This is a genomic window from Campylobacter sp. W0066.1, assembly GCF_024723635.1.
Taxonomy (GTDB): domain Bacteria; phylum Campylobacterota; class Campylobacteria; order Campylobacterales; family Campylobacteraceae; genus Campylobacter_D; species Campylobacter_D lari_C.
Genome location: NZ_JANQCW010000017.1, coordinates 1 through 16867 on the forward strand (window position 1 = coordinate 1; position 16867 = coordinate 16867).

Annotated in this window: 16 protein-coding genes; 9 read left to right on the forward strand and 7 right to left on the reverse strand. The window is 31.3% G+C overall.

All coding sequences use genetic code 11. The features are described 5' to 3' along the window. Both CAMP18497_RS06780 and CAMP18497_RS06785 read right to left on the reverse strand, forming a co-directional pair. On the reverse strand, positions 1–1022 hold a 1022-nt coding region (locus tag CAMP18497_RS06780; protein WP_337213377.1), incomplete at its 3' end, for a cache domain-containing protein. Positions 1023–1200: 178 nt separating this feature from the next. Beyond that, on the reverse strand, positions 1201–1797 hold the full coding sequence (locus tag CAMP18497_RS06785; protein ID WP_337213379.1) for a peroxiredoxin: 597 nt from the start codon (positions 1795–1797) through the stop codon (positions 1201–1203). Between the two features lie 186 nt (positions 1798–1983). Between CAMP18497_RS06785 and CAMP18497_RS06790 the strand changes: the two genes are divergently transcribed. From CAMP18497_RS06790 to CAMP18497_RS06815, 6 genes are all read left to right on the forward strand, one after another. Further along, the gene (locus CAMP18497_RS06790) at positions 1984–2268 is read left to right on the forward strand and encodes a ferredoxin, 4Fe-4S (protein WP_039619165.1); all 285 of its coding nucleotides are present in this window, start codon (positions 1984–1986) and stop codon (positions 2266–2268) included. Positions 2269–2407: 139 nt separating this feature from the next. Next, positions 2408–2821: a nucleoside-diphosphate kinase gene (gene ndk / locus CAMP18497_RS06795; RefSeq protein WP_039642239.1), complete on the forward strand. Its 414-nt coding sequence runs from the start codon at positions 2408–2410 to the stop codon at positions 2819–2821. Then, entirely contained in the window at positions 2821–3174 is a 354-nt protein-coding gene (locus tag CAMP18497_RS06800) for a DUF177 domain-containing protein (RefSeq protein WP_263675440.1), read from the forward strand. Before ndk ends, CAMP18497_RS06800 begins: the two co-directional genes overlap by 1 nt. A gap of 14 nt (positions 3175–3188) precedes the next feature. Then, positions 3189–3335, forward strand: a complete 147-nt coding sequence (rpmF, locus tag CAMP18497_RS06805; protein WP_012662034.1) for a 50S ribosomal protein L32 — start codon at positions 3189–3191, stop codon at positions 3333–3335. Between the two features lie 5 nt (positions 3336–3340). Next, the gene (gene plsX, locus CAMP18497_RS06810) at positions 3341–4330 is read left to right on the forward strand and encodes a phosphate acyltransferase PlsX (RefSeq protein WP_337213383.1); all 990 of its coding nucleotides are present in this window, start codon (positions 3341–3343) and stop codon (positions 4328–4330) included. Further along, on the forward strand, positions 4317–5300 hold the full coding sequence (locus tag CAMP18497_RS06815; protein WP_337213385.1) for a beta-ketoacyl-ACP synthase III: 984 nt from the start codon (positions 4317–4319) through the stop codon (positions 5298–5300). Before plsX ends, CAMP18497_RS06815 begins: the two co-directional genes overlap by 14 nt. Before the next feature lie 16 nt (positions 5301–5316). On the opposite strand, the gene motB is transcribed toward CAMP18497_RS06815, so the two are convergent. The 3 genes from motB to polA are packed head-to-tail and all read right to left on the reverse strand — an operon-like array spanning position 5317 to position 9487. Then, positions 5317–6051 (reverse strand): flagellar motor protein MotB, encoded by a 735-nt coding sequence (gene motB / locus CAMP18497_RS06820; RefSeq protein WP_337213387.1) that lies wholly within the window; start codon positions 6049–6051, stop codon positions 5317–5319. 10 nt (positions 6052–6061) lie between these two features. Next, entirely contained in the window at positions 6062–6835 is a 774-nt protein-coding gene (gene motA, locus CAMP18497_RS06825; RefSeq protein ID WP_039619177.1) for a flagellar motor stator protein MotA, read from the reverse strand. 12 nt (positions 6836–6847) lie between these two features. Continuing rightward, complete coding sequence (gene polA, locus CAMP18497_RS06830) at positions 6848–9487, reverse strand: DNA polymerase I (protein ID WP_337213389.1); 2640 nt, start codon at positions 9485–9487, stop codon at positions 6848–6850. A gap of 129 nt (positions 9488–9616) precedes the next feature. Between polA and CAMP18497_RS06835 the strand changes: the two genes are divergently transcribed. Then, on the forward strand, positions 9617–10972 hold the full coding sequence (locus tag CAMP18497_RS06835) for an MFS transporter (protein WP_263684051.1): 1356 nt from the start codon (positions 9617–9619) through the stop codon (positions 10970–10972). Continuing rightward, positions 10972–11976: a nucleoside hydrolase gene (locus CAMP18497_RS06840; RefSeq protein WP_337213423.1), complete on the forward strand. Its 1005-nt coding sequence runs from the start codon at positions 10972–10974 to the stop codon at positions 11974–11976. Before CAMP18497_RS06835 ends, CAMP18497_RS06840 begins: the two co-directional genes overlap by 1 nt. Here the strand turns inward: CAMP18497_RS06840 and CAMP18497_RS06845 are convergent. Next, a complete protein-coding gene (locus tag CAMP18497_RS06845; RefSeq protein WP_263682429.1) occupies positions 11932–12375 on the reverse strand; it encodes a YqaA family protein in 444 nt (147 codons plus the stop codon). The two genes, CAMP18497_RS06840 and CAMP18497_RS06845, sit on opposite strands and share 45 nt — an antisense overlap. 275 nt (positions 12376–12650) lie before the next feature. Between CAMP18497_RS06845 and trpB the strand changes: the two genes are divergently transcribed. Continuing rightward, positions 12651–13826 carry a tryptophan synthase subunit beta gene (gene trpB, locus CAMP18497_RS06850; RefSeq protein WP_337213391.1) on the forward strand — a complete coding sequence of 392 codons (1176 nt, stop codon included), beginning with the start codon at positions 12651–12653 and terminating at the stop codon, positions 13824–13826. Between the two features lie 18 nt (positions 13827–13844). Here the strand turns inward: trpB and uvrA are convergent, their stop codons facing one another. Next, positions 13845–16670 carry an excinuclease ABC subunit UvrA gene (gene uvrA / locus CAMP18497_RS06855; protein ID WP_337213393.1) on the reverse strand — a complete coding sequence of 942 codons (2826 nt, stop codon included), beginning with the start codon at positions 16668–16670 and terminating at the stop codon, positions 13845–13847. Between the last annotated feature and the right edge of the window lie 197 nt (positions 16671–16867).

Consider the following 16867-nt stretch of genomic DNA (forward strand, 5'->3'; position numbering starts at 1 on the left):
TTTTGTATAGCTTGTAAAGGTGATAACAATCTTGATGAAATAAAATAAACAATAAAACATGATAAAATTAAAATCACAATAGATGTTATAATTTGATCAAACACATCTTCAATAACTAATTTATCTAAATCATCTTGTTTTTGAATTGCACACGCTACATAGTTAACATGAGCATTTGAATTATTAATATTTGCACAAACTCCAAATCTTTTTTCTCCACTATTTATCCCAGTATATTCAAAAGTCTTATAATCACCTACTACTTTATGGTGATTTTTAATCTCATCGATGTTTGGGTATGATTTTAATATTAAAGACTTATCGTTAGATGCAAAAGGTATTGAACTAGTATTGTCAAAAACAAATACACTTCCTGGTAATTTTTCAAATGTTTTTTGTAGAGATGTTAAAAGTAAATCAACACCCAAAACAGCTATAAGTTTTCCATTTTTTTCAATAGGTACAGAATAAGTAAAACTAGGGAATTTTGTTACTGAATCTTCGTACACATCGCTTACAAAAACACCTTTATTTTTTAATGCTCCCTTATACCAATCTCGCGTAGTTGCATTATATTGAGGATCATCATAATAACTTATACCACCACCTCTTTTTCTAAAAGGTATTCCTTTCTTATCTGATTCTGCATCACTAACAAGCATGGTTCCATCAGGAAAACCAAGATATACTGCTAAAGTATTTGAACCATCTTTAAATACTTTCAAATCCTTAGCAAAATATTCCCCTAATTTATCAAAATTTTCTGTCTGGTATTTTGGTAATAAATCTATATATTTTTTTATAGATAATAGAATTTCAATATAACTTTCAATATAAGTTTCCACTTGAGCAGTAGTTACTAATAAATAATCTTTATTTGCATTTTTACTATTTATAATAAGATTTTCTCTACTTGAATAAAAAGCCATTGCAGTTACTATAAACAAAGCTAGAGCAACTATAATCCCAGTAATATAAGAAAGTTTATTCTTTACACTAATAAAACTATTTTTAAAAAGCATTTATTTTCCTTGAATTTTACTATCATTATATTAATAATTCTATCGAAAAATTATAATAATAATTTTAAAAATTCATAATAACAAAATATTTTTTTTAAAAATGTAAAATAAAGTGATAGATGTAGAAGTTTTTTAGAAAAATAGCAGTGAAGCAAGACTAGACTTCACTGCTATAAAATTATAATTTACCTTCGTTTTTGCTTAAGTAATCAGCTACACCTTTAGGATCAGCTTTCATACCTTCATCACCTTTATTCCAACCAGCTGGACAAACTTCACCATGCTCATTAGTAAATAACATAGTATCAACCATTCTAATCATTTCATCAATGTTTCTTCCAAGTGGTAAATCATTAACTACTGCATGGCGGATTGTTCCATCAGCATCAAGCAAGAAAGAGCCTCTTAAAGCAACTGCTTCTTCAAATAAAACATCAAAATTTCTAGCAATTTGTTTTGTTAAGTCAGCTACTAAAGGAAATTTAACTTGACCTATACCACCTTGATTTACTGGCATATTTTTCCAAGCAAAGTGAGAGAATTCATTATCACAAGATACGCCGATTACTTCAATACCTCTATCTTTAAAATCTTGATATCTTTTATCAAAAGCAATAATTTCAGATGGGCAAACAAAAGTAAAGTCTTTTGGATAGAAAAATACTACCGCACCTTTTGGTCCTATATTTTTATAAAGATTAAAATCTCCTACTATTTCATTATTACCTAATACAGCAGGTGCTATAAAATCAATAGCTTTTTTAGTTACTACCATAATTTTATCTCCTAATTAATAAATTTTATTTGTAACGAAATAATATCATTTGTAAATTTAAAAATTTATTAATTGTGTAAAATTATCCATAATTTAATTTTATTATCAAAATTAAAAGATTTTAAGAATAAAATTAAGACAATTTTGATAATCTTGCATTTAACATTTAATATTAAGGAGTAAAAAATGGCAGTTAAAATTACTGATATTTGTATAGCATGTGGTTCTTGTATAGATGAATGCCCAGTAAGCGCAATCGTAGATGATGCAAACAATCCTGAGGGCGAAGATAGATATTATGTTTATGCTGATAAATGTGTTGAGTGTGTAGGACACAATGACCAACCAGCCTGTGCAAGCGCTTGCCCAACTGATGGCTGTATTGTATGGAGTGATGTAGTTAGCGGACAACCAAGCCGTGATAATATCGGAAGTGATTTAAGAGACGGTTCAACTCCAGTATTTGCTTAATAATTTAATGTAAGTATCTTGTTTTCAAGCTACTTACAAACTCTTCTATAAACTCTAAATTTTATATAATTTTAAAGCATTTTTTGGTATAATTAGCTCTTTTATAAATATAAAACTTATTTAAATTAAGGGGACGATTTTGGAAAAAACACTTTCTATTATTAAACCTGATGCAGTTAAAAAAGGTGTTATTGGTCAAATTTTAACACGCTTTGAAAGCAATGGTCTAAGAATAGCAGCAACAAAAAAAATACAGCTTTCAGAAAAAGAAGCTCAAGAATTTTATGCTGTACACAAAGACAGACCTTTTTTTAAAGATTTAGTTGAATTTATGATCAGTGGTCCGGTTGTGGTTTCTGTTTTAGAAGGCGAAAATGCTGTATTAAAAAACAGAGAATTAATGGGTGCTACAAATCCAAAAGAAGCAGCTCCTGGTACTATTAGAGCAGATTTTGCAGATAGTATTGATGCAAATGCAGTTCATGGAAGTGATAGCTTAGAAAATGCAAAAATTGAAATAGAATTTTTCTTTTCAAAAACTGAAATTTTATAATGAAAATCGCTTTTGCAAAGCTTAGCTCTATAGCTTACCCTTTTAAACTAGATCTTGATAATATAGTTTTTGAAGGAACTATTACAAAAGTTAATCCAAAATTAGCAAAAATAAAGGCTAATTTCAAAGGCTTTGTTTATAGAAACTGTGATCGCTGTGGCGATGAAATGGAGCTTGAAATCGATCAAAATATAGAGCTTTTTGCAAGCGATGGAATTTTCAAAGATGAAAATAACACCTTAAGTGATACTATGGAGTTTTTTGACTCTCATATAGATTTAATAGAGCTTGCCACAAGTGAGTTGCAATCTTATTTAAGTGATTATTTTTATTGCAATAAATGTTCAAATTAACAAAGGAGTAAAAAATGGCAGTACCTAAGAGAAGAGTGAGTAAAACTCGTGCAGCAAAACGCAGAACTCATTATAAAGTTACCCTACCTATGCCTATAAAAGACAAAGATGGTAGCTATAAAATGCCTCACCGTGTAAATCCAGTAACTAAGGAATATTAATAACGATGACAAGCATTGCTATTGATGCAATGGGTGGTGATTTTGGGGAAAAACCTATTATAGAAGGTGTGATTCAGGCTTTAAAAGAGCGTGAATTTAAAGCTATCTTGGTAGGGGATCCTCAAAAGCTTAAAACCTTAATACCTCAAGAATTAAACTCATACATAGAATACGAAGAAGCTTTTGATGTATTTGCTATGGAAGAAAATTCCACAGATGCACTAAAAAGAAAAGACAGTACTATCTACAAGGCTATAGAATTAGTAAGAAATCAAAAAGCAAAAGCTGTTGTTTCTGCTGGACATAGTGGAGCTACCATGAGTTTAGCTACATTAAGGCTTGGAAGATTAGCAAATATTGCTAGACCTGCAATAGCTACTTTAATGCCAAATATCCATTCAAGAACACTTGTGCTAGATGTTGGAGCAAATGTTGATTGTAAAAGTGAGCATTTATTTCAGTTTGCCATTATGGGTGAAGCTTATGCAAAAGAGATTTTAAAAATTGCCAAACCTAGAGTTGCTTTACTATCAAATGGTGAAGAAGAATGCAAAGGAAATGAGCTTACCAAGGAAACTCATCAACTCTTAAAGCAACTTCCAAATTTTGTAGGAAATGCTGAAGGTGGAGATATCTTTAATGGTACTATAGATGTATTAGTATGTGATGGATTTAATGGGAATATTTTACTTAAAACCGGCGAAGGTGTAGCGAGTGTTATTACAAAGCTTCTAAAACAAGAAATTCAAAAATCTTTTTTAGCAAAACTAGGCTATCTTTTAGCAAAACCAGCTTTTAATGAACTAAAAACTCATATTGACTATGAAGAATACGGTGGAGCTCCGCTTTTGGGTGTAAAAGAATGTGTCATTATAAGTCATGGAAAAAGTGGTCCAAAAGCTATAAAAAATGCTATTTTTCAAGCATTAAATTTCGCACAATCAAATATAAATCAAATCATAGAAAAAGAACTTTCTAATTATGAAATCAACTAAAGCTTCCTTAAAAAGTATAGCTTCTTATATCCCTACAAAAACTCTGAGCAATTTTGACTTAGAAAAAATGGTTCAAACTAGTAATGAATGGATATTAAGAAGAACCGGTATAGAACAAAGACATATAGCAAGTGATGATGAGAATACAAGCGATCTTGGTACTAAAGCAGCTATTAAGGCTATACAAAGAGCTAATTTAAATTCTCAAGATATAGATGCGATTATTGTAGCTACTTTAAGTCCTGATTATTTTACCATGCCATCAACCGCATGCAAAATCGCTCATAATTTGGGCTTAAAAAATATCACTGCTTTTGATATTTCTGCTGCATGCTCGGGATTTATTTATCTTTTAGAGCTTGCTAAATCTATGGTTGAAAGTGGTGCTAAAAAAAATGTATTAATCATAGGAGCTGAAAAAATTAGCTCTATTATGGATTATACCGATAGAAGCATTTGTGTGTTATTTGGCGATGGAGCTGGGGCTGGAGTTGTGTCATTAGATGATAATTTTCCTATTATAGATACTCATACTGCAAGTGATGGAGAATTTGGAGATTTATTAATGACTCAAAGAGCTCAAAAAAGCAGTATTTGCTCTCCACTTTCCATGCAAATGAAAGGAAATGAGGTATTTAAAATCGCGGTGAATACTCTAAGTAATGATGTTATTGAAATTCTTGCAAAAAATAATATAAAAAGCAAAGAAATTGATCTTTTTGTACCTCATCAAGCTAATTTAAGAATTATCAAGGCCGTACAAGAAAAATTAAATTTTACAGATGAACAATGCGTAGTTACTGTCCAAAAATATGGCAATACCTCAGCTGCTTCAATTCCTATGGCAATGAATGATGCTTACGAGCAAGGTCGCTTAAAACAAGGCTCACTAATATTGCTTGATGCTTTTGGCGGAGGCTTTACTTGGGGTTCAGCACTGCTTCGTTTTGGCGGAGAGAATAACAAATAAGTTTTTTACTTATTTGTTATTTAAAAGTTCCAATTTGATCCAATACTGACTTTCTAGTTTGATTATCTGAAGAATCTACGCGGATATAAAATTCAACCCTATTGTTTATCTCATCTTCTTTGTTTGCACTCAAAGGATAATTTTCACCAAAACTAACCACTATAAGCCGAGCTGGGTTAATCCCTCTAGCAATCAAATAATCAGCTACAACTTGAGCTCTTTTACTTGCTAAATCAAAATTTCTTTTAGGGTCTTTATCGCTTGCGTCAGTATAGCCTCTAAGTTCTATTTGAGCTTGCGCAGGCATTCTTTTTAAAACTTCACTAATGCGCTTTAGAAAATCTTGCACATCAGCTGAATCAATTTGTGTACTACCTCTAGCAAATTCAACCCTTGCAGGCAAATTTAAAACGATATTATTTTCTCTTTGATCTAATGCCGCTTTTAATTTTTCTATATTTTCTTGTTGAGTGATACTTAATTTTTTAAGCTTTTCAAGCTCTTCAACATTTGCATTAGATGGAGCACTGTATTTATTATGCACTTCACTTTCTTTTTCTAAAGGATTTGAAGCAGTAAATTCAAAAATTTTAACAAATTCAGTTTTTAAGGCTTCAGTTTTAGCAGGATTACTTTCAGAAATCGCCCAAAGAGCAATGAAAAGCGCCAAAAGCAAACTTAAAAAGTCTGCATAAGGCACAGCCCACTTTTCACCTGCTGGACATTCTGGACATTTATGTTTTTTTCCCATTTTTTAACTCTTACTTATCAAACTGAGAAATTCTAGGCTCGCCTTGTCCAAGATAATTAAACAATTTAGCCTCTAAATCCCTAGGATTAGCTCCCTCTGCAATACTTACTATAGCATGTGAGATAACTATCCTTTCTTTAATGAGTTCATGAGCATTAGCTTTGATTTTATGTCCCCAAGGACCAAATAAAGCATAAGCACCAAAAATTCCAGTTACCGTTGCAGTAAATGCTCCTGCAATACCCGCTGCCATAGCTTGAGGATCATCTAAAAGTTGCAAAGCAAGCATAAGCCCCATAACCGCACCAACAAGTCCCATAGTAGGACAAGTCTCACCAAAACGGATCCAGTATTCTGCCGTTTCTTTGTAATATTCTTCCATTTCTTCTATTTGGATTTCCATGCTTTCTTTAATTTCTTCCACACTCTTACCATCAACCATCATCATCATGGTTTCTTTTAAAAACTCATTATCAATTTCATTAGTTTTTGATTCTAAAGCCAAAAGCCCATCTCTTCTTGCTATAATAGAGTATTCTACAAGCTCAGCTATTCTCTGACTTAAATTTACCCCTGCACCTTTAAAGGCAAGTTTTAATTCTTTATAAGCTGCTTTAACAAATTTTTTATGCGTTGCTGTCATTGCACAAAATGCTGCAGTTGGAACCACGATCAAAAATGAACTTAAGTGCAAAACATGCAAAGGGTTACCACCCTCTAAAATATCCCCTACAGAAATACTAACAACAGCTAATACCATCCCAAGTATGGTTGAAAGATCCATTAGTTATTCTCCTTATTTTAATGCGCCCCAATTTTTGGCAATACTTGATGAAGTTTTTAATTTAACTTTTAATTTTACAATATTTTCCATAATATCACTAGCATTTTTTGCAAATTCCTCACAAAGTTCATCTTTTACTTCAAAAATAAGCTCATCATGAATTTGTAAAATCAAGCGTTTATTTTCATCTAAGTCTTTTGCAATTTCTATCATTGCAAGTTTTATTATATCGGCAGCAGAACCTTGAAGTGTAGAGTTAATACTCTCTCTTTCATACATTGCCACATGCATAGGCTTTGCATTTTCAAAGTCAAAATAACGCTTACGACCTAGTAAAGTCTTTATAAAACCATTTTGCTTAGCTTCATTTTTTACCTTTTCAAAATAAGTTTTAATGCTAGTAAAATTCTCAAAATATTTTTCAATATATTCTTTAGCTAACTTTGCTTCTATTTTTAAATTTTGGCTCAAAGTCTTATAACCCATACCATAAATAAGACCAAAATTTATACTTTTAGCAATACTTCTTGTCTCATAATCACTACGGTTAAAAATCATAATAGCAGTTTTTGCATGAATATCCTCATCGTTTGAAAACGCTTCTAGTAATTTCTCATCTTCACTAAAATGCGCTAGCATTCTAAGCTCAATTTGTGAATAATCAAGTGAAATAAAACTAAATCCTTCTTTTGCTACAAAACAGGATTTATAATCTTTAGCATATTGACCATGTGCAGGGATGTTTTGTAAATTTGGATCTTTTGATGAAAGGCGTCCAGTAGCTGTACCAGTTTGTAAAAAGCTTGAATAAATTCTTGAGTTTTCATCTTTTTTAGCTAATTTTAACAAAGGTTCACAATAAGTAGAAACTAATTTTGCAAGCTCTCTATAAGCTAAAATTTCTTTTACAATCGGATGGTTATCTAAAATAGCATTTAAAACCTTTTCATCAGTAGAATAACCTGTTTTACTTTTTTTACCACTTGGTAGCTTTAGTTTTTCAAATAAAATATCCCCTACTTGTTTAGGAGAGTTGATATTAAATTTTTCACCTGCTAAATCATATATTTTTTCACTTAGTATTTTGATATCTTGATTAAAACTTTGCATTAAGCTTTCAAGCTTTTGAGTATCAAGTTTAATGCCATTATTTTCCATCATAATAAGCACTTTGATAAATTCAAACTCACTTTTTTGTGCAAGCTCAAACAAAGGCTTTTCTAAATTTTTTAAAAAATACAAATAAAATCTTAAAGTGATATAAGCATCCTCGGCTGCATATTTACAAGCTTTTTCTACATCCACTCCTGCAAAGTTTTCTCCTTTTTTTACCAAATCTTCAAAATGCAAAGTCTCATAATCAAATAATCTTTTTGCTAAATCATCCATATTTACACGCAAACTTGGCTCTTTAAGCCATGCAAGTATCATAGTATCAGCATAATTTTTTGGAGGAAGTAGATTAAAATTATTTTTTATAATCTCAAAATCATATTTAAGATTATGTCCTATAACCATGCTTTGATAGATTTTTTCTATGCCTTTTTTGGCTACTTGCATAGAAATTTGCTTACAAACTCCCAAATAATCATGCGCAAGTGGCACATAAAAGGCTTCACTTTCATGAAAACAAAAGCTAAACCCTACTATCTTTGCTTCTTTGGTATCTAAGCCCGTAGTTTCAGTGTCAAAAGCAACAATGCTTTGATCATCAATTTTTTCTAAAATTTCAAATAATTCTTTCTCATCTAAAATTAATCTTGCATTAAATCCTAAATTTTTATCTTTATTAGTAGGATTAGTGCGTAGTTTTTTCAATAAAGTATTTAATTCATAATGCTCTAAAATATCCATAATCTTAAGCAAAGGTTCATCTTTTGGATACTCACAATTTAAAAGCATATTTTTCACATCTAAATTTTCATACAAAGAAGCAAGTTTTTTACTCAAAAAGGCATTTTCTTTACCTTCAAGAAGCAAATTTCTATTTCTTTCATTACGCACTAGTGTTAAGTTTTCATAAATTCCCTCAATACTTTCAAACTCATCAAGTAAATTCTTAGCACCCTTAGCACCAATTCCTTTTACTCCTGGGATATTATCTGAACTATCTCCACATAGAGCTAAAAAATCTCTTATCTGGCTAGGTTTTACCCCATATTTTTCCAAACATCCTGCTTCATTGTAATCATTTTTTGAAATAGGACTATAAATACTAACTTTATCATCTTTTATAAGTTGATACAAATCTTTATCTTGAGTAATAATTCTTATAAAAATATCCTTATTTTTACACTCTTTAACCAAAGATGCGATGATATCATCAGCCTCATAGCCTTCGCAAGAAAAACTTGAAAAACCCATTTTTTCTATCATTTGAATACAAATTGGAATTTGAGCTAATAAATCAGGTGGAGGTGGGGTGCGGTTGATTTTATAATTTGGATCAATTTCACTTCTAAAAGTTTTTCCTTTACTATCAAGAGCAAAAATAATCATATCACTAGGATGTTCATTTTTCAAACTATAAATAAAATTAGCAAAACCGCTAATCATATTACTAGGCTCGCCTTTTGAATTTTTCAAACCCTTTAAAGCATAAAAAAGTCTAAAGAAAAAGCCAAAAGTATCAATTATGGTTAAAGTTCTCATTTTTTTCCTATATTAAAAAATAATAATAATTATCGCCCAAAATTATTTAAAAGTCGGTAAAAAGTATTAAATTTCCATTTTAAGCATTTTAGATAAAATTATCATTTTGAAATTTCAAATAAAGGTTTAATCTTGCAGACAAAATCAATCGCGGATGAAAATTTTCAAACTCCACAAGGAAAAAAAGCCTTCAAAAAGGCTGTGTTTTCATGTTGGCTAGGAACTGCTATGGAATATGCAGATTTTGCACTTTATGGCTTAGCTGCAGCTACTGTTTTTTCAGAAGTTTTCTTTCCTGAGCAAACTCCTGTTATAGCATTATTACTTAGTTTTGTTACTTATGGTATAGGTTTTATTGCTAGACCTATTGGAGCTTTATTTTTTGGATATTTAGGAGATAAATACGGAAGAAAAAATGTATTGATGAGCACCATTGCATTAATGGGTATTTCAACTACTTTGATTGGTTTTATACCAAGTTATGCAGTAATTGGAATTTGGGCTCCTATATGTTTGGTTATTTTGCGTTTTATGCAAGGCTTTGGCGCAGGTGCTGAGCTTTCAGGTGGAACTGTCATGCTTGGAGAATATGCTCCTAGCAAACATAGGGGTTTAATCTCTTCTATCATCGCTCTTGGATCAAATAGTGGAACCTTGCTTGCAGCTTTTGTGTGGCTTTTAGTTACAAGTATGGATGATGCTAGTTTTAAAGAATGGGGATGGAGAATTCCTTTTATAGGAAGTATTTTTATAGCACTTTTTGCTGTTTATATGCGTTTAAATGTGAAAGAAACTCCTGTTTTTGAAAAACAAAAAGAATTAATGCTAAAAATTCGTCATGAAAATGAAGCACATATGAAAAAAGATGAAAGAACTTTTTGGCAAAAAAGTCGTGCATTTTGGACTATGGTGGGTATAAGAATAGGAGAAAATGGGCCATCTTATCTTGCACAAGGCTTTATAGTAGGCTATGTAACTAAAATTTTACTTCTTGATAAATCAGTAGCCACAACTGCTGTTGTTATCGCTTCTTTAGTGGGATTTTTGGTTATACCTTTAGCAGGATATTTAAGTGATAAATTTGGAAGACGCATTACTTATAGAACCTTTTGCTTACTTTTAATGCTTTATGCCTTCCCTGCTTTTATGCTACTTGATAGTAAAAATGAAATTATTGTAATTTTAACTATCATCGTAGGTATGTCTTTGGCATCTTTAGGGATTTTTGGTGTGCAAGCTGCGTGGGGTGTAGAACTTTTTGGAGCAAAAAATCGCTATACCAAAATGGCGCTAGCAAAAGAATTTGGCTCTATACTTTCAGGGGGTACTGCTCCTATGATAGCTTCAGCTTTGCTTGCTTATTATGGCACTTGGTGGCCAATAGCCTTGTATTTTGTTATCACCGCAGGAATTGGTTTTATCACAACCTTCTTTGCGCCAGAAACTAGAGGCAGAGATTTAAATTTAATAGAAGATGCGATATGATACGCCTTATTTTAGATACTGATATAGGTAATGGCGTAGCAGGGGCTAATACCGATGATGGTTTAGCCCTTGGACTTATTTTAGCCTCCAAAGAAATCAAACTTGAGATGATTAGCACTTTAAGTGGTAATGTGCAAGCTTTAACCGCTTATAGTGTTGCTAAAGATTTATTAAATAAGCTTAATCTAGACATACCTTTGTATTTAGGTGCTCATGAAGCTTTATATGAAGATAGTCATTTTTGGAGACAAAGACTAGATAAAAGCGTAGAAGAGTTTAAGCTTACTCATCTTTGGGATCATATAAAACCTATAAAAATCTTAGAAAACATAAGCCCAAATGCTTGTATGAAAATGGGCGAACTTGTTATGCAAAATCCAGGTGAAATTTCAATTTGCGCTATAGGACCTTTAACAAATATAGCCATAACGATGAAGCTTTTTAAAGACTTTGATAAAAATGTGAAAGAAATTTTTATCATGGGTGGAAGTTTTGATATGCCTTATCATATCAAAGATACAAATTTTGGCTTTGATCCTGAAGCTGCTAGTATAGTTTTAAACTCAAGAGCTAAAATCACACTTGTTCCTTATAATGCAACAATGCAAACTATGCTCACACATGAAGATTTAAATGCTTTAGAAAATCAAAATCCTCTTTGTGATTTTTTAGTACAGACTTTAAGAGTTTGGATTGATTATGCAAGCAAAACAAGAGGTACAAATGGCACATGGATACATGATGCATTAACTGTTGCTTATATGCTTGATCCTAATTTAGCAAATTTTGATGAGTATTTAGTAAATGTCATTTGTGATAGTACTTTTGCTAGAGGAAGCACGATAAGGTGTTTTAAAGATGCAAAAATGCCTATGAAAAATCATGAATTAAAAAACACTATAAAAGTTTTAAAAGATATTGATAATGCTAGACTTTTAAATCTTTTAAAATCAAGACTTTTAAATGGAATTTGCTATGAAAATTACAAAAGCATAACGACTTAATTTACCCAAGGCTATAAAAATACTTGCTTTTAAAAAAGAATACTTGGCAAATCCAAGGCCTAGTGCAAAAAGATCTCCCACTATGGGTAAAAAAGTAAAAAAAGCATACAAAGAACCAAATTTTTTAAAGTTTGCATTGATTTTTTCTAATTTACGCAAAGAGCCTTTAAAATATTTTTCTAAAATTTGACTCTCTCCAAAATAAGCTAACGCATAAGTACTTAAACTACCCAAAGTATTTCCCAAACTTGCTACAAATAAAACCATATAAGCATTAAAATCTAATTTCACAAAAGCAAGCACAAAAGCTTCACTTGCCATAGGCAAAAGCGTGCTAGAGAGAAAACATACTATAAAAAGCCCTATATAGCTTATGTCATTATATAAAAAATCAAACATCACAAATTTTCTTAGTATTTATTTTATAAACTATCATTTTAAAGAATTTTTAATAATAATTATCTTAGAATGTAAAGTCATTTGGCAATTTTTTAAAAGGAAAAACTATGGAAAGGAAAAAATTTTCTAAACTAAATTTAGAATACTTATTTAACAAAGCTTCTTTTTCTTGGCGTTAAGCCTGCTACTACATTTTCAATCATTTTTTATTTTACATTTTTAGTTTTAGTTGATCATTTTTGATTTTATATTATTAATCATTTTAAGGAAATACTATGAAAAAATATTATGGAAAATTTGGTGGGCAATTTGTGCCAAATGAAGTAAAAATAGCATTAGATGAAGTAGAAAAAGCTTTTTTAAAACTCAAAAAAGATAAAGATTTTAACACAGAATTAAAAGAACTCTTAGTTAATTATATAGGAAGACCTACGCCTTTATACCATGCTAAAAATTTAAGCAAGCTTTATAATCATGAAATTTATTTAAAAAGAGAAGACTTAACTCACACAGGAGCTCATAAGATCAACAATGCCATAGCTCAAGCCTTAATGGCAAAGAAAATGAATAAGAAAAAAATTATTGCAGAAACCGGAGCAGGACAACACGGGCTTGCAACCGCTACTGCAGCAGCACTTTTGGGACTTGAATGTGAGATATTTATGGGGGCTATTGATGTAAAAAGACAAGCCTTAAATGTCTATAAAATGGAGCTTTTAGGAGCAAAAGTTCATGCGGTAGAAAGTGGAAGTAAAACTTTAAGTGATGCAGTAGATGAGGCTTTAAATTTTTGGGTTAAAAATACCAAAGAAGTATTTTATGTAGTAGGAAGTGCAGTGGGGCCTTATCCTTATCCGCAAATTGTTACGCATTTTCAAAGTATTATAGGTAAAGAATGCAAAATGCAACTTAGAAAATTAAATAAAAAAGTTGATTACATCATAGCAGCAGCTGGAGGTGGTAGCAATGCTGCTGGAATTTTTCATGCATTTTTAAAAGATGAAAAAGTTAAACTCATAGGCGTTGAAGCAGCAGGTTTAGGAAAAGATACGCCTTATCATGCAGCTACACTTACTAAAGGTAAAGAAGGTATTATCCATGGTATGAAAACTAAAGTTTTACAAGATGATAAAGGAAACATTGCTCATACTTTTAGCATCTCTGCTGGGCTTGATTACCCTGGCATAGGGCCTTTGCACGCATATTTGCAAGAAAGTAAAAGAGTAAGTTATCATGCTATTAGTGATGATGAGTGCATTAATGCTTTAAAATTATTATGTAAAGAAGAAGGTATTATACCCGCTATTGAAAGCTCACATGCATTAGCTTATTTAGAAAAACTTTGTCCGACTTTAAAGAAAAAAAGTGTGATAGTTGTAAATCTTTCAGGAAGAGGCGATAAAGATATGCAAAGTATTTATGAGTATAAAAAAGGTGAAATTTATGGTTGAAGAATAACTTCAACCAATTTATTTTTTTGTGCTTTTTAACTCTAAATTTAGATAATACCCTGTATAAGAACCACTTTTTTCATGATTTTTTGCAAGCTCTTCAACGCTACCTTTAGCTATAACCTTACCACCTTTAACTCCACCTTCAGGTCCCATATCGATGATATAATCAGCATTTTTAATCACATCTAAATTATGCTCTATCACAAACACACTATTTCCAAGATCGACTAAATGTTGCAAAACTAAAATAAGCTTATTAACATCTTCAAAATGAAGTCCTGTTGTAGGTTCATCTAAAATATAAAGAGTTTTTCCCGTATCACTTCTGCTTAATTCTTTGGCTAGCTTAATACGCTGAGCCTCTCCGCCACTTAAAGTAGTTGCATTTTGTCCTAAGGTAAGATAATCAAGCCCAACTTTTACCAAAGTATCAAGTTTTTGCTTTATCTTTGGCACAGAAGTAAAAAACTCACTTGCTTCAATAATACTCATATTTAAAACATCAGCTATGCTTTTACCTTTATATTTGATCTCTAAAGTTGCATCATTATATCTTTTGCCATTACAAACATCACAAGTTACCATCACATCAGGCAAAAAGTGCATTTCTATTTTAATTTCACCATCTCCACTACACTTTTCACATCTTCCACCTTTAACATTAAAAGAAAAACGCCCTGCTTTATAACCTCGCATTTTAGCTTCTTTGGTAGCTGCAAAAAGATTACGAATTTCATCCATAGCACCTGTATAAGTAGCAGGATTTGAACGCGGGGTTCTTCCTATAGGACTTTGATCAAGATAAATCACCTTATCAAGTTTTTCTAAACCTTCTATTTTAGCCCCACTTAGTTTTTTAACTTTTTTAGCACGGTTAAGCTCTTCTTTTGCAAATGGAAGCAAAGTTTGTAAAATCAATGAGCTTTTACCACTTCCTGAAACGCCTGTAATTGCTACTAAATTATGCAATGGAAAATCTACACTTAAATTTTGAATATTATTAATGCTCACATCTTTTAAACTAATAAAATCTTTTTGTTCTCTATTTTTTTGATGGGCAATTTGCTTTTTACCACTCATATAAAGGGCGGTTTGGCTTTTGCTTTTTAATAATTCTTTATAAGTTCCACTAAATACAACCTCACCGCCAAATTTACCAGCATTTGGACCAATATCTACGATAAAATCTGCTTCTTCTATAGTCATTTTATCATGCTCAACCACGATTAAAGTATTACCCTTTTGCTGAAGATTTCTTAAAGTTTTAATGAGTTTTGCCGTATCTCGCTCATGTAAACCAATACTAGGCTCGTCTAAAACATACATCACTCCACTTAAACCACTACCAATTTGAGATGCTATACGAATTCTTTGAGCCTCACCCCCGCTAATGGTTCTTGCATCACGCCCTAAAGATAAATACCCAAGTCCTACATCATAAAGAAAAAACAATCTTTCATTAATTTCTTTAAAAATAGGCTTAGCTATCAATCTTTCTTGCTCACTTAAATATGCAAAATTAGCTTCTTTTGAAAAAAATGCAGTGGTATTTTCTATACTCATATCTAAAATTTCACCCAAATTTTTCTCAGCTACTTTTACGGCTAAACTTTCTGCTCTTAAACGATGACCATTGCAATCTTTGCAAGTTTTTTCGCTCATATACTCGCTTAAATCTTTTTCATCTTTTAGCATTTCATAGGCATATTTAACCGCACCTTCAAATTTTCGACTTAAGCGATGTCTTTTCCATAAAAAGTTAATTTCCTTGGCATTACCATAAAGCACTAGACGCTTTTCTTCTTCACTTAACTCATTATATGGAATTTTTACCCTTATACCATTTTGCTCGCAAAAGGCCATTAAAAACTTATAATAATAACTTTTATTAAACCCATATAAAAGCTTTATAGCTCCTGCTTCTAAGCTTAATTCTTCATTGATAAGCTTTTTCATATCAAGTGTATATCTTATACCAAGACCATCACAACTTGGACAAGCGCCTTTTGGAGAATTAAAAGAAAAACTCAAAGGCTCAAGCAAAGGAAAAGAAATTTTACAATCAAAACAAGCATTATGTTCACTATAATGAAAATGTTTTGCTATGTTTAATTCTTCATTATTTAAAACTTCAATTTCCACTTCACCAAAACTCTCGCTAAGTCCTTTTTCTATATCGCTTGCAAGTCTTGCCAACATATCATCTTGCACTTGGAGTCTATCTATTACAAGTTTTATTGTATGTTTTTTGGTTTTAGCAAGCCCAATATCCTCATCAAGACGCGTTAAAACTCCATCAATTTGTGCTCTAACATAGCCTTTTGCGACTAAATTTTCTAAAAGATCTGCAAAAGTTCCTTTTTTTTCTTTAATCAACGGCGCATAAATGATGATTTTAGCTCCTTTTGGAAGCTTTAAGATTTCACCTACGATATCTGCTGCACTCATAGATGAGATTTTTTGACCACATTGATGACAATGTTGTGAGCCAATCCTTGCGTATAAAAGTCTTAAATAATCATAAATTTCAGTAATAGTTCCAACAGTTGATCGAGGATTTTTAGAAGTTGTTTTTTGATCAATAGCAATAGCAGGAGTTAAACCTTCTATTTTATCAACATTTGGCTTACCCACTTTATCTAAAAACTGCCTTGCATAAGCACTTAAACTTTCAATATAGCGACGTTGTCCTTCTGCATAAAGCGTACCAAAAGCTAAAGTTGATTTACCACTTCCACTAAGTCCTGTAAAAACTATGAGTTTATTTTTAGGAATTTCTAGGTTGATATTTTTAAGATTATTTTCCTTAGCACCAATGATACTTATTTTGTCATTATTCATACTACAACTACCTTATTTTAAAACCAATATTTTACACAAAATAAGTAAAATAAAGCATATTTATATCTACATAATATTTCTTTAATTTGATTAAATATAGCGTCTATTATAGTTACTTTTGGTAATATATTTTTATATTAAGCCGCTCAGATAACTGTAAAATACCAAACTACGCTACACTAAATTTCACAAAGTAA